The 17977-nt window shown below is 71.9% G+C and carries 14 protein-coding genes; 10 read left to right on the top strand and 4 right to left on the bottom strand.

The window, feature by feature from the left end; translation table 11 throughout:
* Positions 1-68 precede the first annotated feature (68 nt).
* From DEI88_RS02185 to DEI88_RS02200, 4 genes are all read left to right on the top strand, one after another.
* The gene (locus DEI88_RS02185) at positions 69-1016 is read left to right on the top strand and encodes a carbohydrate ABC transporter permease (protein WP_111009737.1); all 948 of its coding nucleotides are present in this window, start codon (positions 69-71) and stop codon (positions 1014-1016) included.
* Between the two features lie 2 nt (positions 1017-1018).
* The gene (locus tag DEI88_RS02190) at positions 1019-1933 is read left to right on the top strand and encodes a carbohydrate ABC transporter permease (protein ID WP_111012198.1); all 915 of its coding nucleotides are present in this window, start codon (positions 1019-1021) and stop codon (positions 1931-1933) included.
* 142 nt (positions 1934-2075) lie between these two features.
* Entirely contained in the window at positions 2076-5213 is a 3138-nt protein-coding gene (locus DEI88_RS02195) for an alpha-mannosidase (RefSeq protein ID WP_111072528.1), read from the top strand.
* Between the two features lie 193 nt (positions 5214-5406).
* On the top strand, positions 5407-5865 hold the full coding sequence (locus tag DEI88_RS02200; protein WP_111012406.1) for an Hsp20/alpha crystallin family protein: 459 nt from the start codon (positions 5407-5409) through the stop codon (positions 5863-5865).
* A gap of 149 nt (positions 5866-6014) precedes the next feature.
* Here the strand turns inward: DEI88_RS02200 and DEI88_RS02205 are convergent, their stop codons facing one another.
* Positions 6015-6413: a phage holin family protein gene (locus DEI88_RS02205; RefSeq protein WP_111009734.1), complete on the bottom strand. Its 399-nt coding sequence runs from the start codon at positions 6411-6413 to the stop codon at positions 6015-6017.
* Positions 6414-6482: 69 nt separating this feature from the next.
* Between DEI88_RS02205 and DEI88_RS02210 the strand changes: the two genes are divergently transcribed.
* From DEI88_RS02210 to DEI88_RS02230, 5 genes are all read left to right on the top strand, one after another.
* The gene (locus DEI88_RS02210) at positions 6483-7556 is read left to right on the top strand and encodes a histidinol-phosphate transaminase (protein ID WP_111072527.1); all 1074 of its coding nucleotides are present in this window, start codon (positions 6483-6485) and stop codon (positions 7554-7556) included.
* A 29-nt stretch (positions 7557-7585) separates the two neighbouring features.
* Positions 7586-8728, top strand: a complete 1143-nt coding sequence (locus tag DEI88_RS02215) for a thiamine pyrophosphate-dependent enzyme (protein WP_111009732.1) — start codon at positions 7586-7588, stop codon at positions 8726-8728.
* Positions 8729-8814: 86 nt separating this feature from the next.
* On the top strand, positions 8815-9774 hold the full coding sequence (locus DEI88_RS02220; RefSeq protein WP_111012407.1) for an alpha-ketoacid dehydrogenase subunit beta: 960 nt from the start codon (positions 8815-8817) through the stop codon (positions 9772-9774).
* Positions 9775-9829: 55 nt separating this feature from the next.
* Positions 9830-11332, top strand: a complete 1503-nt coding sequence (locus DEI88_RS02225; RefSeq protein WP_111072526.1) for a dihydrolipoamide acetyltransferase family protein — start codon at positions 9830-9832, stop codon at positions 11330-11332.
* A 119-nt stretch (positions 11333-11451) separates the two neighbouring features.
* The gene (locus DEI88_RS02230) at positions 11452-12300 is read left to right on the top strand and encodes a CPBP family intramembrane glutamic endopeptidase (protein WP_111072525.1); all 849 of its coding nucleotides are present in this window, start codon (positions 11452-11454) and stop codon (positions 12298-12300) included.
* A 12-nt stretch (positions 12301-12312) separates the two neighbouring features.
* Here DEI88_RS02230 and DEI88_RS02235 read toward each other — a convergent pair whose 3' ends face one another.
* Positions 12313-12726, bottom strand: a complete 414-nt coding sequence (locus tag DEI88_RS02235; protein ID WP_111072524.1) for a hypothetical protein — start codon at positions 12724-12726, stop codon at positions 12313-12315.
* Positions 12727-12840: 114 nt separating this feature from the next.
* Between DEI88_RS02235 and glgX the strand changes: the two genes are divergently transcribed.
* The gene (gene glgX / locus DEI88_RS02240) at positions 12841-14859 is read left to right on the top strand and encodes a glycogen debranching protein GlgX (RefSeq protein WP_111072523.1); all 2019 of its coding nucleotides are present in this window, start codon (positions 12841-12843) and stop codon (positions 14857-14859) included.
* Between the two features lie 36 nt (positions 14860-14895).
* Here the strand turns inward: glgX and DEI88_RS02245 are convergent, their stop codons facing one another.
* Entirely contained in the window at positions 14896-16416 is a 1521-nt protein-coding gene (locus DEI88_RS02245) for a glycosyltransferase family 39 protein (protein WP_146246098.1), read from the bottom strand.
* Positions 16413-17711: a glycosyltransferase family 2 protein gene (locus DEI88_RS02250; protein WP_220038177.1), complete on the bottom strand. Its 1299-nt coding sequence runs from the start codon at positions 17709-17711 to the stop codon at positions 16413-16415. The genes DEI88_RS02245 and DEI88_RS02250 overlap by 4 nt, the downstream gene beginning before the upstream one ends.
* Between the last annotated feature and the right edge of the window lie 266 nt (positions 17712-17977).

A 17977-nucleotide genomic window follows, 5' to 3' on the forward strand; every position in this document is an offset into this window, starting at 1 on the left:
CGCGCCTCCCGGCCCGACCCGGTCACCCCACCCCACCGGCCACGACCCAGCGAAGAGGCGGTACCCCGATGGCAACCCAGATCGCGCCGGCCCTGCCCGGCACCCGCGGACCCCGACGAACGGACCCGCCCCGGCGGCGGAGCGGACACGGCCTGCGCACGGCCGCACGGGCGACGCCGCTCGTGCCGGCGATGGTCCTCATCGTCGTGTTCCTGGTCGGGCCGATCATCTCGTCCTTCTACGGCTCGTTCACGAACTCCGCGCTCACCGGCGCGGCCGCGTCGAGCCAGCAGTTCGTCGGACTCAAGAACTACGTCGACCTGTTCCAGGACAAGGACTTCCCGAAGTCCGTGCTGCTGACGCTCGTGTTCCTCATCGGCTCCGCGGTGATCGGGCAGAACGTGCTCGGCCTCGGCCTGGCACTGCTCATGCGGGAGGCGAACCGGGTGATCCGGGCACTCGTCGGCACCTTCGTGGTGGCCGCGTGGGTGCTCCCCGAGATCGTCGCGTCGTTCGCGGCCTACGCGTTCTTCAACGACAAGGGCACGCTCAACACGTTCCTGTCGATGATCGGGATCACCGGCGCGAACTGGCTCTACACGTACCCGATGATCGCGATCATCCTGGCGAACATCTGGCGCGGGACCGCGTTCTCGATGCTCGTCTACTCGGCGGCCGTGCAGGAGGTCCCGGACGAGATCACCGAGAGCGCCGAGGTCGACGGTGCCACCGGCTGGCAGCGGCTCGCGTACATCACCCTGCCGGTCATCCGGCGGAGCATCTCGACGAACCTCATGCTCACCACCCTGCAGACCCTGTCGGTGTTCACCCTCATCTACGTGATGACCGGTGGCGGCCCCGGCACGAACAGCTCGACCCTGCCGATCCTGGCGTACCAGGAGGCGTTCAAGTTCTCGCAGCTCGGGTTCGGGACGGCCATCGCGACGATCCTCCTCATCGTCGGCGCGGTCTTCTCGATCGTGTACATCCGGGCGCTGAAGCCGGAGGTGGACTGACCATGGCCATCACGATCGACCAACCCACGGCCACCGCGCCGGGGAACGCGCGCACGGGTGCCCGCGACCACGCCCGGTCGCTGCACATGACGAGCCCGGGGCACCGGACGATGCGCTGGGTGGCGAACGTCGTCCTGGCGATCGTCGCGATCTGCTTCGCCGTGCCGCTCGTCTGGCTCGTCCTCGCATCGTTCGACGCGAGCGCGACCCTGAGCGTCAAGCTGCCGACGCACTTCACCCTCGACAACTTCACGAAGGTCCTCACGCCGCAGCTCGCGTTCGTGCCGTTGCTCAACAGCCTCATCCTGTCGGGCGGGTGCGCGATCGTCACGGTCGTCATCGCGATCCTCGCCGCGTACCCGTTGTCGCGCTACCGGATGCGGGTCAACAAGCCGTTCCTGTACGGGATCCTGTTCGGGACGGGCCTGCCGATCACCGCGATGATGGTGCCGGTCTACAGCCTGTTCGTGTCGCTCAACCTCATCGACAACGTCGCCGGGACCGTGTTCTTCCTCGCCGCGACGAGCCTGCCGATGGCGATCTGGATGGCGAAGAACTTCATGGACTCCGTGCCGGTGCAGCTCGAGGAGGCCGCCTGGACCGACGGTGCCTCGATGATGGCGACGCTGACCCGGATCGTCGTGCCGCTCATGCGTCCGGGGATCGCCGTCGTGTTCATCTTCGTGTTCATCCAGGCGTGGGGGAACTTCTTCGTCCCGTTCGTCCTGCTGCTCTCACCCGACAAGCAACCCGCCGCGGTCAGCATCTTCAACTTCTTCGGGCAGTACGGATCGGTGGCGTACGGGCAGCTCGCCGCCTTCTCGATCCTCTACTCCGTCCCGGTGATCGCCCTCTACGTGATCGTCTCCCGCGGCCTCGGCGGCGGGAACGCGCTGGCGGGCGGCATCAAGGGCTGACGCCCGGGAGGCCCGACCGCGATCCGTCACGGACCGCAGCCCCGCCACGCCCCGGCCCGTCCACCAGCGCCGGTCCCGCCACGACCGGATCCGTCACCACCGACCCCTCCACACGCACGCCCGTCACCAGGAAGGCATCCCCGTGCACCACGACGAACCCCTCGTCCAGAGCCGCATCGCCCGGCTCGTCCGCGACCGCATCGACCCCCACGTGCACCGCCGGACCGCTCCCGTCACGATCACGGCCTGGCAGGTGCCGGACGAACCCGTGCCGTTCACCGAGGCCGTCGCGCAGCCGTACGAGCCGTTCGCGATCGGCGACCCGTGGGGTGGGAAGCCCTGGGGCACGACCTGGTTCCACGTGACGGGGACCGTGCCCGACGACTTCGGCACCGCCGAGGGCACGAGCGTCGACCTCGTCGTCGACCTGGGGTTCAGCGCGCGACAGGCCGGGTTCCAGGCCGAGGGGCTCGTCTTCCGGCCGGACGGCAGCACCGTCAAGGCGATCGAGCCCCGCAACACCGTGGTGCCGATCACGGCCGGGCCGGGTGGCACGGTGGACCTCTGGATCGAGGCGGCCGCGAACCCCGACGTTGGCGGCCACTTCGCGTACGACGCGACGCCGCTCGGATCGAAGCGCACGGCGGGGCACGAGCCCATCTACCGGCTCCGGGAGCTCGCACTCGCGGAGCGGGACGACGTCGTCTGGGAACTCCAGCAGGACCTGTGGGTGCTCCGCGGGCTCCTCACCGAACTGCCGACGGACTCGACGCGCGGTGCCGACATCCTCCGCACGCTCGAGCGTGCCGCCGACGCGATCGACCCCGACGACGTCGCGGGCACCGCCGCCGACGCCCGCGCGGTGCTGCGCGACGTCCTCGACGTCCCGGCCTCGACGGCGTCCCACCGCGCGGTGGCCGTCGGGCACGCCCACATCGACTCGGCGTGGTTGTGGCCCGTGCGCGAGACCATCCGCAAGTGTGCCCGGACGTTCTCGAACGTCCTCGAACTCATGGACCGCGACCCCGAGTTCACCTTCGCCTGCTCGAGCGCCCAGCAGTACGCGTGGATGCGGGACCACTACCCGGAGGTCTTCGCCCGCATCAAGGAGCGGGTCGCCGAGGGGCGCTGGATCCCGGTCGGCGGCATGTGGGTGGAGTCGGACACGAACCTCCCCGGCGGTGAGGCCCTCGCTCGGCAGTTCGTCGCCGGCAAGCGGTTCTTCATCGACGAGCTCGGGTTCGAACCCCGCGAGGCCTGGCTGCCCGACTCGTTCGGCTACACCGGCGCCCTCCCGCAGATCATCCGGGCGGCCGGCTCCCGGTGGTTCCTGACGCAGAAGCCGTCGTGGAACGAGACGAACGTCATGCCGCACACGTCGTTCCACTGGGAGGGCATCGACGGCTCGAGGGTGCTCACGCACTTCCCGCCCGCGGACACGTACAACTCCGAGCTGTCCCCGGCGGACCTGCACCGCGGCGAACGGCAGAACAAGGAGCGCGGCACCGCCGACGTCTCGATGCTCCTGTACGGGTTCGGCGACGGCGGTGGCGGCCCCACGCCCGAGATGCTCGCCGCGGCGCACCGCCAGCACGACCTGGAGGGCTCGCCGCGCGTCGAGCTCGGCACCCCGGCCGACGTGTACGAGGAGCTCGAGCGTCTGCTGCCGTCGCCGTCGGTGTGGTCGGGGGAGATGTACCTCGAGTTCCACCGCGGCACCTACACGTCACAGATCCGGACCAAGCAGGGGAACCGGCGGTCGGAGCACCTGCTCCGCGAGGCCGAGCTCTGGGCGACGACCGCGGCCGTGCGACTGGGGCTCGACTACCCGTACGCGGCGCTCGAGGACGCCTGGCACACCGTGCTCCTCCAGCAGTTCCACGACATCCTGCCCGGCTCGAGCATCGCCTGGGTGTACGAGGTCGCGGAGGAGCACTACGCGGCCGTCGCGGCGACGCTCGAGGGGCTCGTCGGCACGTCGACGTCCGCGCTCGCCAACGGGGGAGCCGCCGCGCTCGCCGGGGTCGCCGCCTCCTCGACCGCGATCGCTGACGGTGCGGGCCCGCTCGACGCACCGACCACCGCGGACGCCCTCGGTGTCGGCGGTGACGGGACGACCGGCGCGGTCGTGCGCTTCAACGCGGCGCCGGTCCGCGCGGAGGGGGTGACCGCGCTGGCTGGCGAGGTCGTCCCGCAGCCGGAAGCCGTTCCTCCCGTCCGGCAGGGCGATGCGTGGGTGTTCGACACCGGTGTCGTGGTGGCGACGGTCGACGACGACGGGCTCGTGGCGTCCGTCGTCGACCCGGCGTCGGGGCGCGAGGCGATCGCCCCCGGCACCCGGGGCGCGCTGTACACGGTGTTCCGCGACACCCCGAACCAGTGGGACGCCTGGGACATCGACCGGTCGTACCAGCGGCACGCGACCGAGCTCGCGACGGCCGACACGATCGCGGTCGAGGGGGACCGGCTCGTCGTGACCCGTGCGTTCCACGACTCCACCGTCACCACCCGGTTCTCGGCCCTCCGCGGCGAGCCGGAACTCCACGTCGAGACCGAGGTCGACTGGCACGAGCAGCAGAAGTTGCTCAAGCTCGGGTTCCCGATCGACGTCAAGGCCGACCAGGCGTCGTCGGAGATCCAGTTCGGTCACATCGACCGGCCGACCCACCAGAACACCTCGTGGGACTTCGCGCGGTTCGAGACGAGCGCGCACCGCTGGGTGCACGTGGCCGAGCCGGGGTTCGGGGTCGCGGTGGCGAACGACTCGACGTACGGGCACGACATCACCCGCGTGACGCGGCCCGACGGCGGGACCACGACGCTCGTGCGTGAATCGCTCGTGCGCGGGCCCAAGTTCCCGGACCCGTCGGCGGACCAGGGCCGGCACGTGTTCCGCACGGTCCTCCGGGTGGGAGCGACGGTGCTCGACGCCGCCGACAGTGGGTACCGGCTCAACCTGCCGGTGCGCGCGGTCGCGGGGGACACCCCGGTCGCACCGATCGTCACCGTGTCGGACCCGGCGGTGTTCGTGGAGGCCGTCAAGCTCGCGGAGGACCGCTCCGGCGACGTCGTCGTCCGCCTGTACGAGGCACGCGGCGGGCGGGCGACGGACGTGCTCGTCGACCTCGGGTTCCCCGTGGCCTCGGTCACGCGGACCGACCTGCTCGAGCGTGACCTCGCCGCTGGCGAGCCGGGCTCGGGTGCCTGGGGTGCGGACGAGCCCGTGACGCTGACGCTCCGTCCGTTCGAGATCGCGACGCTGCGGGTGCGGCGGGCCTGACCGTGGTTCTGGCCAGCCGGCCGGACCGGTCAGCCGGACCGGTCGGCCGGCCCGGCCCACCGGGATCTCGGCGAAGACTCGGCGACCTCTCGGCATCCTTCTAGCACTCGACCTGCCCGAGTGCTAATCTGGTCACAGCTTGAGTCGATGGGACTCAAGTCCTCGATCACTCGACACGAAGGAGCTGATGACGATGGCCAACTTCGACCCGTTCCGTGAGCTCGACCGCATGGCGAGCAGCCTTTTCGAGAGCCGCGGTCCCCGTGTGATGCCGATGGACCTCTACCGCGACGGCGACCACTACGTCCTGAGCGCGGACCTGCCGGGCATCGACCCGGGCTCGGTGGACATCGACGTCGACGGTCAGCTCCTGACGATCCGCGCCGAGCGGACCGTCGGGGCCCCGGACGGCGCCAAGTGGATCACCCGCGAGCGTCAGTCGGGCTCGTTCCTGCGCCAGCTGACGCTCGGGCAGGGGCTGGACACGGCGCGCATCGCGGCGAGCTACGACAACGGCGTGCTCAGCGTCACGATCCCGGTCAGCGAGGCCGCCAAGCCCCGCCGGATCGAGGTCACGACCGGCAACCCGAGCGGCCAGACCCTCCGCGTCGGTGCCGGCGCCGAGGCCGGTCCCGCTGAGCTGCAGTCCTGACGCACGCGAAGGGCCCCGACCATCGGTCGGGGCCCTTCGTCGTGCCCACCACTCCGGCGAGATCGCACTCGTTGCCGCTTTGGACCCGTGCCAAGCGGCAACGAGTGCGATCTCGCGGTGAGAGGGGGCGGAGAGGGCGAAGTGCGGGGTCAGGCCCGGGCGTGCCGGATGACCGGGCGGGCCAGGAGGCCGATGAGCCAGGCGAATACGGCGAGCACGAACGCGCCGACGATGCCCCACCCGAAGCTGTCGACCCGCAGACCGAAGCCGATCGAGGTCGAGATCCCGGCGACGACGAGCAGCAGGACGGCGTTCACGATGAACGACACGAGCCCGAGCGTCAGGATGTAGATCGGGAACGCGACGATGCGGATGAGGGTCCCGATGATCCCGTTCACGAGCCCGAACACGAACGCGACGAGCAGGTAGGTCAGGACGGTGGCGACGAGCCCCTGATCACCGAAGGCGTCGACGTGCACGCCGGGGACGATGAGCGTCGTGAGCCAGAGGGCCACGGCGTTGACGACGAGTCGGACGAGGAATCGCATGCCCCCATACTGCCCGCGGTGACCGTCCTGCGCCGAGGGCCGGACGGCGTGCGTCGCTAGGCTGACCGGGTGACCCAGCAGCCCGTCCGCCTCCGTCCCGAGATCGCGGCACTCCCGGCCTACCGGCAGGGCCGTCAGGCGCCGGGCGACGCCTTCAAGCTCTCGAGCAACGAGAACCCGTTCGACCCGCTGCCCGGCGTGGTCGAGGCCGTCCAGCGCCAGACCGCGTACAACCGGTACCCGGACGCCTCGGCGATCGCGGTGCGGGCGGTCCTCGCCGCCCGGTTCGGACTGACGGTGGACGAGGTCCACGTCGCGTCCGGCAGCGTCGCGATCCTGCACGAGCTCGCCAAGGCCGCGGCGGGCCCGGGTGACGAGGTCGTCTACGCCTGGCGGTCGTTCGAGGCCTACCCCGGACTCGTCACGGTCGCGGGGGCCGAGAGCGTGCAGGTCCCGAACCGACTGGACGGTGGCCACGACCTGCCGGCGATGGCGGCCGCGGTCACAGAGCGGACCCGCATGGTGATCGTCTGCTCGCCGAACAACCCGACCGGGCCGATCGTCACGGGCGCCGAGTTCGCCGCGTTCATGGAGTCGGTGCCGACCGACCTGCTCGTGGTCCTCGACGAGGCCTACGCCGAGTTCGTGACGGACCCGGACGCCGTCCGCGGCGCCGGGCTGCTCGAGCGCTACCCGAACCTCGTCGTGCTCCGGACGTTCTCGAAGGCGTACGGGCTCGCGGGCCTCCGCATCGGCTACGCGCTCGGCCCGGCGTCCGTGCTCGACGCCGCCCGGTCGACCGCGATCCCGCTGTCGGTCACGGCGCAGGCCCAGGCGGCCGCGCTCGTGAGCCTGGAGCGCGAGCCGGAACTCCTCGAGCGGGTCGACCGCATCGCGGCGCTCCGGGACCGCGTGCGCGACGCCTTGCTCGACCAGGGCTGGCGCGTCCCGGTCGCGCAGGGCAACTTCGTCTGGCTGCCGGCGGGTGAGCGCACCGCCGCCGCCGCCGAGGCGTTCGAGCGGGCCGGGATCATGGTGCGCGCGTTCGCTCCCGAGGGCATCCGGGTGTCGATCGGGGAGTCGGAGGCTGTCGACACGCTCTTGCGGACCGCCCAGCACGTTGTCGGGAGTCTCACGGAGTAGGGCCTCGCGCGGCCAGTAGGTTGGTCCGCATGCCTTCCCCCGCCGCGGGTCCCGCGACGACCACGATCCGCATCCTCGACCCCGACGGGCGGTTCGTCGAGGACGACACGAACGCCGAGTACGCCGCCGTCGCGCGGAACATCCCCGACGACGTCCTGCTCGGTCTGCACCGCGACATGGTCGTCACCCGACGCTTTGACCACACTGCGGCGAACCTGCAGCGACAGGGCCAGCTCGGCTTGTGGGCACCGAGCCACGGGCAAGAGGCCGCCCAGGTCGGGTCCGCGCACGCCCTGCGTCCGCAGGACCACGTGTTCCCCTCGTACCGGGAGCACGCCGTCGCCCTGACCCGCGGTGTCGACCCGATGGAGATCATCGGCGTGTTCCGCGGCAACGCCCACGGCGGGTGGGACCCGGACGCCCGGGGCAACACCCACATCTACACGCTCGTCATCGGCTCCCAGGCCCTGCACGCCACCGGCTACGCGATGGGGCAGCGGCTCGACGGCGTGGTCGGCACGGGCGACCCGGGGGTCGACGCCTGCACGATCGTCTACTACGGCGACGGTGCGACGAGCCAGGGCGACGTCAGCGAGGCGTACGTCTTCGCCGCGAGCACCGGTGCGCCCGTGGTGTTCTTCCTGCAGAACAACCACTGGGCGATCTCGGTGCCGGTGTCGGTGCAGTCGCCCACGCCGCTCGTCGACCGGACCCGCGGGTTCGGGATCCCCAGTGTGCACATCGACGGCAACGACGTCCTCGCGGCCTACACGACGACCCTCGCGGCCGCCGACGACGCCCGCGCCGGTCGCGGCCCCCGCTTCATCGAGGCCGAGACCTACCGGATCGGCGCACACACCTCCTCGGACGACCCGACGCGGTACCGCGGCGACGACGAACTCGCCGCGTGGGTCGCGCGCGACCCGATCGTCCGGTCCGAGCGTCACCTGCGGGCGCGCGGCGTGGACGAGTCGTGGCTCGCCGCGATCGAGGAGGAGGCCGAGGACGTCGCGGCCGACGTGCGACGCCGGACCACGGCCCTCCAGGTCCCGCCGATGGAGGCCATGTTCGACCACGTGTACCGCGAGGCGCACCCACGCGTCGCCGAGCAGCGCGCGTGGTTGCGCGCGTACGAGGCGGCCCACGACACCGCAGGAGGCGATGCCGCGTGAGCGGGACCGAGGAGCTCGTCGACTACACCCTGCGCACCCACCCGGGTGCGGGGGCGGTCCCGTCGGATCCGGCCCCGGTCCTCCCGATGGCGAAGGCGCTGAACGCCGGGCTCGCCGCCGCGATGGAGCAGGACCCGCGGGTGCTGCTCATGGGCGAGGACATCGGCACGCTCGGTGGCGTGTTCCGGATCACCGAGGGGTTGCAGGAGCGGTTCGGGTCGCAGCGCGTCATGGACACCCCGCTCGCCGAGTCGGGGATCATCGGCACCGCGATCGGCCTGGCGCTCCGCGGGTACCGGCCCGTCGTCGAGATCCAGTTCGACGGCTTCGTGTGGCCCGGGTTCGACCAGATCACGTCGCAGCTCGCGAAGATGGCGAACCGCCTGCCGGCCCACATGTCGGTGCCCGTCGTGATCCGGATCCCCTACGGCGGCCACATCGGCGCGGTCGAGCACCACCAGGAGAGCCCCGAGACGTACTTCGCGCACACCCCGGGCCTCCGCGTGGTGAGCCCGAGCACCCCGAACGACGCCTACTGGATGATCCAGGAGGCGATCCGGTCGGCGGATCCGGTCGTGTTCCTCGAGCCGAAGAGCCGGTACTGGCCGAAGGGGCAGGTCGACCTGGTCGACGGCGGCGTCCCGATGCACACGACGCGCATCGCCCGGACGGGGTCCGACGTCACGGTGGTCGGGCACGGCGCGATGGTGTCGACGCTGCTCCAGGCGGCCGAGATCGCCGAGACCGAGGGCACGAGCCTCGAGGTCGTCGACCTCCGATCGCTGTCGCCCATCGACTGGGAGCCCCTGCTCGAGTCCGCTCGTCGGACCGGCCGTGTCGTGATCGCGCAAGAGGCCTCCGGCTTCGTCAGTCTCGGCAGCGAGATCGCGGCGACCATCGCCGAGAAGACCTTCTACACGCTCCAGGCACCGCCCCTGCGGGTCTCGGGGTTCGACATCCCGTTCCCGCAGTCGAAGTTGGAGCACCTGCACCTGCCCGACGCCGACCGCGTGCTCGAGGCCGTGGACCGCGCGCTCGCCTACTGATCCTGTCCGAGCGCGGTTCCCTGGCCGCGCCGGCCCGACCGAGAACGGAGTCACCATGCCCGTCGCAGAATTCCCGCTCCCCGATGTGGGAGAAGGCCTCACCGAAGCCGAGATCGTGCAGTGGCGCGTCGCGCTCGGGGACGAGGTCAGTGTCGACCAGGTCCTCGTCGAGATCGAGACCGCCAAGTCGCTCGTCGAGCTCCCCTCGCCGTTCGCGGGGACGGTGACGCGGCTGCTCGTGGACGAGGGCGCCACGGTGGAGGTCGGCGTGCCGATCATCCAGGTCGACTGCCCGGTCGAGGTCGGCACCGGCGAGGTCGGCGCCGGCGAGGGCGGCCCCGGCGAGGGCGGCCCCGCCGGGGCCCGCTCGGGCGCTGGCGCGACCGACTCCGCGTCGGACGGCACCGCGGCGGTTGCTGCGGGCTCCGACCGGTCGGGAGGCACGACCGCGGTCCTCGACGCACCGACCGTCACGACGACCCCGCAGATCGCCGACACCGCGATGCCGCTCGGCACCGACGAGGCGTCGGGCGCGGTCCTCGTCGGCTACGGGTCCGCCGCCGGTGCGCCGTCGCGCCGCCGGCCCGGTGCCCGCCGCGCTGCCGCCGTGGCCGCCGAGGCGGGGCGGGCGACCGCTCGGGCCGACCAGGAGGCCGCTGCAGCGCGTCGCCCCGCGAGCGTGCCGGCCGCGTCGGCGCTGCCGGTCGTCGCCAAGCCGCCGATCCGCAAGCTCGCGAAGGACCTCGGTGTCGACCTGACCGCCGTCGTCGCGACCGGGCTCGCGGGCGAGGTCACGCGCGACGACGTCATCCGCTCCGCGACCCAGGCCACGGTGTTCCGCAACCTCGAGACCCCCGAGTGGGGCGACGTGCGCGAAGAGCGGATCCCGGTCAAGGGCGTACGCAAGGCGATCGCGACCGCGATGACGTCGAGCGCCTTCACCGCGCCGCACGTCAGCCTGTTCGTCGACGTCGACGCGAGCCGTGCGATGGAGTTCGTCGCACGACTCAAGACCTCGCCCACGTTCGCCGGGGTCAAGGTGTCGCCGTTGCTCATCATGGCGAAGGCGGTGATCTGGGCGGTGCGGCGGAACCCCACCGTGAACTCGACGTGGACCGACCGCGAGATCATCGTGCACCACTTCGTGAACCTCGGGATCGCCGCGGCCACCCCGCGCGGTCTCATCGTGCCGAACGTCAAGGACGCCCAGGACATGTCGCTGTTCGAGCTCGCGCAGGCGCTCGAACGGCTCACGCTGACGGCGAGGGACGGCAAGACGACGCCCGAGGACATGGCTGCGGGCACGGTCACGATCACGAACATCGGCGTGTTCGGCATGGACACGGGAACGCCGATCCTCAACCCGGGCGAGGTCGGGATCGTCGCGATGGGCACGATCAAGCAGAAGCCGTGGGTCGTCGACGGCGAGGTCCGATCGCGCATGGTCACCACGATCGGCGCGAGCTTCGACCACCGTGTGGTGGACGGCGACGTCGCCAGCCGCTTCGTCCAGGACGTCGCGTCCGTCATGGAGGAGCCGGCGCTCCTGCTCGACTGACGGGCGACGTCCGGAGCGGCGACGTCCAGGGCGGCGGGGGCCCGCGCGTCGGCGTCCTCGATCACGCCTAGGCTTGGACCACGACCGATATACCAGGTTTCGTCCTCGAGGAGTCGTCCATGTCCGCTTCGCCCGTGCCCTCGCCCGGACCCCGCTCGGGTCCCGACCGCTCCGGCCGACCACGACCCTTCCCGGCGCGCATCGAGCGTCCGTGGCTGGGCGTCGCGGTCGCGATCGTGGTGGTGCTGGTGCTCCCGTTCGCCGTCCTCGCCGGGCAGGCGGTCAGCACCGGGTCGGGCGTGAACCCGCTGTCGTCGTCGCAGGCGCTCCTGCACCAGTCGGCGGGCGAGGGCGTGCTGCTGGTCGTGTTCGCGGTGATCGTGACCGTGTTCGGCGGGTGGCGTCGGGTGCTCGCCGAGAGCGCGTCCGCTCGCCCGTGGTGGGCAGTGGTGGCGCTCGCCGCGTACGTCGTGGTGGCGGTCCTGACGTTCCTCGCTCCGGTCCGCTCCGGCGCCGCCGGGTACCTCGGGGCGCTCGTCGTCGCCGTGATCGCGGTCGCGGTGGTCGAAGAGCTCGTCTTCCGTGGGATCCTCGTGTCGGGGCTCCGCCGGGCGACACCGGAATGGGTGGTCTGGCTGGTGTCGACCGCGGTGTTCGCCCTCATGCACCTGCTCAACCAGGGTGAGTCCGCGGGTGGTCTCTACCAGGTCGTGACGACCTTCGTGATCGGCTCGGCCTGCTACCTGGCCCGACGCGTGGCGGGGGCGCTCTGGGGTGCCGTGCTGCTGCACGCGCTCTACAACGGGATCCTCGGGTTCCGCGGGCACGCCACCATGGGCGTTCCGCCGCTGCTCGTGGTCGCCGCGACGGCGGTCATCGTGGTCGCCGCGGTCATGGGGATGGTCGTCGCGCTCCGTCGCGCTCCGCAGGACCGCGTCCACACCAGCGGCGGGGCGACCCCGCGCTGAGCGCGTGGTGGCTCAGCGGTCCTCGACGTCCTCGATGTCGTCGACGTCCTGTTCGACGTCAGCGAGTCGCTGCTGCCACACGATGCTCGCGGCCGCACCGCCGAGCACCTCCGTGGGCTCACGGTCCTGCTCCTGGGCGAGCGCGCTCCCGAGGCCGGCCGTGAGGCTGCCGCCCATGGCCCCGAGGGTCTCGACGACCTGTTCCTGTCGCGGCGTGAGCGGTTCGTCGACGAGTTCGGCGACGACCTCGCGGAGGTTCTCCTCGCTCGCGCGGAAGGCGTCCTCGTCGCCGGTCGTCATCGCGGTCGCCTCGCCCACCATGGCGAGCCCGAGACGCGCTGCGTCGTCCTGGATCCGTGTCACCCGTTCCGCCTGTGTCGTCTCGGGGTCGTCCTGGTCGATCCGTCCGTGCTCCTGATCCGTCATGCCGGGGACGGTACGCGCTCTCCATGGACGCGCGTCGGGTACCCGGCTGTCCCCGGAACGTGGCCGTCGCGTCGGTTGCGGACACGCGCGGCCCTCGCCCGGTTGGATGGACGGATGAGCCGATCCTCCCGTCATCCCCTCGGTGTCACCCTCGTCGAGGATGGTGCCAACGTCGCCGTGTTCTCCGCCACCGCCGACCGCGTCGAGTTCTGCCGGTTCGACGAGGACGGGACCGAGCACCGCACCGAACTCACGAACCGCACCGGGTACGTGTTCCACGACATCGTCCCGGACGTCGCCGTCGGCACCCGGTACGGCGTCCGCGTGCACGGTGCGTGGGACCCGGCGAACGGGCTCCGCCACAACGCCGCGAAGCTCCTGCTCGACCCGTACGCCACCGCGATCGACGGCGACTACGAGTGGGGCCAGGCGCTCTTCGGGCACAAGATGGACGCCCCGGACGAGATCGACGACACCGACTCCGCCAGCGCCATGCCGAAGTGCGTCGTGGCCGATCGGGCGTTCGACTGGGACGACGACGCCCCACTCCGCACCCCGCTGTCCGACACGATCGTGTACGAGACGCACGTCAAGGGGTTCACGAAGCAGCACCCCGACGTGCCCGAGGAGATCCGGGGCACCTACGCCGGCATGGGGCACCCCGCCGCGATCCAGCACCTCGTCGACCTCGGCGTCACCGCGGTCGAGCTCCTGCCGACCCACCAGTTCGTCCAGGAGGCGACGCTCACCGACAAGGGTCTGCGGAACTACTGGGGCTACAACACCATCGGCTTCCTCGCACCGCACAACGAGTACTCGTCGTCGGGCACCGCCGGGCAGCAGGTGCGCGAGTTCAAGGAGATGGTGAAGGCCCTGCACGCCGCCGGGCTCGAGGTCTTCATGGACGTCGTGTACAACCACACGGCCGAGGGCAACCACATGGGGCCGACCCTGTCGTTCAAGGGCATCGACAACACGTCGTACTACCGGCTCGTCGAGGGCGACGAGGAGCACTACTTCGACACGACCGGCACCGGCAACAGCCTCAACGTGGCCCACCCGGCCGCCCTCGCGCTGATCATGGACTCGCTGCGCTACTGGGTCGAGGAGATGCACGTCGACGGCTTCCGGTTCGACCTCGCGACGACGCTCACCCGCCAGGGCGGCGAAGCCGAGAAGTTCTCCGCGTTCCTCGACATCATCCACCAGGACCCGGTGCTGCGTGAGGTCAAGATGATCGCCGAGCCGTGGGACACCGCCGGGTACCAGGTCGGCGGGTTCCCCGCGGACTGGTCCGAGTGGAACGGGAAGTACCGGGACGACCTCCGCGACTTCTGGCGCGGCACCCCGGGGTCGCTCGGCGCCGCCGTCCAGCGCGTGCTCGGCAGCCCCGACGTCTACGAGGCGTCCCGCCGCTCCCCGCTCTGCAGCGTCGACTTCGTCACGGCGCACGACGGGTTCACGCTCGCCGACCTGACGATGTACGCCGAGAAGCACAACGAGGCCAACGGCGAGGACAACAACGACGGCGAGAGCGACAACCGCTCGTTCAACGGCGGCATCGAGGGACCGACCGACGACAGCTCCGTGAACGACTACCGGAACCTGCAGCGCCGGAACTTCCTCGGGACGCTGCTGCTGTCGACGGGCGTGCCGATGATCCTCGGGGGCGACGAGATCGCCCGGAGCCAGGGCGGCAACAACAACGCCTACTGCCAGGACGACGAGATCTCGTGGTACGACTGGGCCGCCGCCGACCGCGAGCTGCAGGCGTTCACCGCCTCGGCGATCGCGTTCCGCAAGGCGCACCCGGCCCTGACCCCCGAGTGGTACCGCGTCGCGCCGGAGTACGGCGTCGAGACCGTGCAGATCCTCCGCGCCGACGGTGAGCCGTTCGGCGACGACGACTGGGAGGACCCGCTCAACATGGCGGTGACGCTGCTGCTCACCGACGGCGAGGACGTCGTCGCGGTGCTGCTCAACGCGTCCGAGACCGTCGTCGAGTTCACGCTGCCGGAGCGCCCGGGCGGCGGCGACTGGTCCCTCGGGCTGTCGAGCGACGCGGAGCAGCAGGTCGAGGAGGGCGCGACGACGCTCCTGGTGCGCGACGCGTCCTTCACCGCGCTCGTCTGAGCACTGCGCGCGGGACCACGGACGGGTGGTCGGGCATCACGCCCGGCCACCCGTCCGTCGTGCCACCCGCCACACGTCGACGCGTTCCTCGCCCGAGCCGAACCGTCGTTCGAGCACGGCCCGTCGCACCGCCGCGTGGACGAGGGGCAGGTGTGCCAGGTCCTCGCGCACGGACACGGTCGTGACCACGTAGTCGACCGTGCGGCCGTCGTCGGTGCGGCGTCGGACCTCCGGATCGCTGTCGAGCTTGTGGAACCACACGACGTCGTCGGGGTCACGGCCGGCGCGCACGAGGTCGAGCCACATGGCGTCGTCGACCACCACGACCGCGTGTCGGCCGACGTGGGCGGCGAGCCACCGTTCGGCGGATCGCATCGGACGGTCGGCATCGGCGGTCGTCAGCCAGCGGAGGCCCTGCGTGGCGCTCGGCACCCAGAACGCGCCGACGGCGACCACCGCGAGCACGGTGCCGGCCGCCATGGCACGCGTCAACGACCGGGGGAACCGGCGGTCGTGTCGCAGCCATGGGCGCAGGCTGCCCTCCACGACGAGCGCCACGAGGACGGCGCCGAACGGCAGGAGCACGACGACGAACGGGACGGGCAGGTACCCGCCGGGCCGGAGCGCCACGGCGACGTGTCCGAGCACGAGGACGGCGATCGGGCGGAGCCGCTGCCGGGCCGTGGCGAGCACCGCGGCGGCGAGCCCGGCGACGACGAAGGGGGCGTCGAGGGACCACCACGACGCCAGCGTGCGCGCGGTGTCGCTCGTCGCGTCGAGGACGGAACCCCCGGCCTCCCGACCGGCGACCTGGAACCACGCCGACCCCAGGAGGCTCACGTGACCCGCGCCGGGGAGGAGTTCGTCCTTGATGGCGGCCGACACCGGGTACACGGCGACGAGCAGGACGAAGAGCGGCACCGCCACACCGGCGGCGGTGCGGCGGACGGCCGGGTGCCCGCGCTGCGCGGCGACCCACGCCAGGAACGGGACGACGAGCACCGTCGTCTCCTTGGTGAGGACCGCGACCGCGCACGCGGCGGCCGCGCCGGCCCAGGCCGGCAGCTGACGGTGTCGCGCCGTGACCAGGACCGCCGCGAGCAGGACCCACGGCACGGCGAGGTCGTCGAGGTAGACCATCCGGTGGAACGCGACCGCCAGCGGCGAGATCGCGAAGACCGCCGCCGCGACGGTGGCTGCGACCGGGGAGCCGCCGAGGCGTCGGGTCAACAGCCAGGTCAGGACGGTGGCCGCGAGGGTGGCGGTGACCACGGCCTCCCGGCCGGCGAGCACCGCGGACTGGTGCCGCGCCAGCGCACCCGTCGCGCCGAACCACAGGGCGAGTTGCATCCACCCCGCCGGGGGATGGTCGTACCAGTAGGTGTAGTGGGCGAGCGCGCCCGAGTGCAGCGAGGACCAGGCCTGCGCGACGTACGTGCCCTCGTCGTCGGCGCGCTGGGGCGTGCGGCCGAGGCCGACGCACAGTGCCACGATCTCGACCACGAGCACGGGTCCGCACCAGACCACTCCCCGCAGGACCGCGGAGCGGCTGGTCACGCCGGGGCCCGGCTCGGCGTGGGGGCACCGCGCCGCTGACGCCGGTGCAGGCCGGTGTGCACCGTCTTCTGCCACGAGTGGTCGCCGCGCACCTCGCGCCACACCGCGACGACGGCCGCGACGGACAGGACGACCTGGAACGGGATCGCCCCGAGCACGAGTCGGACGTGGTCCGCCGGCCGGACCCGACGGCCGAAGGCGCGACCGAACTGGTCGAGCGCGAGGCACTCGACCACGAGCATGAGCGCGGACGGCGCCACGGGCGCGAGCGTCACGAGCGTGACGGGGACCGGGAGGCGCACCGCCAGCGTCTCGACGACGGCCACCGGGACCGACATGCCGATGAGCACCTGCGCGAACGGCATGCCGAGCACGACGCGGGCGAGCGTGCGCCGCCGCCACGACGGGAGGCCCTTCCAGGCGCCGCCACGCAGCACCTGGAGGAACCCCTGGTTCCAGCGCACGCGCTGGCGGAGGAGCCCCCGGAGGTCCGGCGGGGTCTCCTCGCGGGTCGAGTACGTCGGGTCCGTGACGACGTCGATCCGGGCGCCCGCTGCGGAGAGCCGGATGCCGAGCTCGCAGTCCTCGGCGAGGCAGTCGTCCTGCCAGCCGCCGATCCGCTCGAGCACCCGACGGCGGACGAACACGGTGTTCCCCGCGAGGGGCACGACCCCCGCCGCCGCGTGCGCGTGCAGCCGTGACCCGAACCAGAGCGCGTACTCGACCACGTTCCGGACGCGCCACCACGACCGCGCGTGGTTCATCAGCTGCACCCCGCCCTGCACCACGTCCGCGCCCGTCTCCGCGAACCGCGCGTCCACCCGCTCGAGGAGTCGCTCGTGCACGTCGTCCTCGGCGTCGAACACCCCGATGACGCTGCCCGTGGCGACCGCGAGCCCGCGGTTCAGGGCGCGCGGCTTCGTCTTCACCCGCCCCCGGTCGACCACCACGCGGACGTGGTCCGGGTGCCGGGCCGCCGCGGCCTCGGCGATCCGGGCCGTCGCGCGGTCGTCGTGCCCGACGATGACGATCACCTCGAACCGCGGGTGCGTCTGGGCGGCGAGCAGGTCGAGCGTGTCCGCGAGGACCCCCTCCTCGTGCCGGGCCGGCACGAGGAGCGAGAACGACCGCGTGCACGCCCGCGGCGTCCGGTCGAACCGGCTCCGCCCCACCCGCTCCGGTGATGCCTGCGTGTGCAGGGACCACAGGAGCGTGAGGGCCGCGAAGGCCGTCAGGGCCGCGGCGAGGGCGAGGTGCGTGGCGATCGCGGCGGCGAGGAGTGGCGCGTCGAGCACGGGGTCCCTCCACATCACGGGGCGTCGGGGGTCGGCGTCCCGAGACCGCATGGTGTGCGGGTCCGGACGTGTCGAGGACGTCGAACCGCACCGATCCGCCCGTCGGCGTCGCTCCTTTACGGCACGCACTCACCCGGGCGGGGATCCGCTGTCACCCGCGGTCCCGTCCGGCCGGATGACCCTGGCGCTCCCAGCGCTGTTCGCTACTGTGTGCTCGACTGGTCATGTCCGCACAGGACCAGCCCCCGGTCGCCGGGCCTCCACTG

Origin of the sequence: Curtobacterium sp. MCBD17_003 (assembly GCF_003234885.2) — a bacterium.
Taxonomy (GTDB): Bacteria; Actinomycetota; Actinomycetes; order Actinomycetales; family Microbacteriaceae; genus Curtobacterium.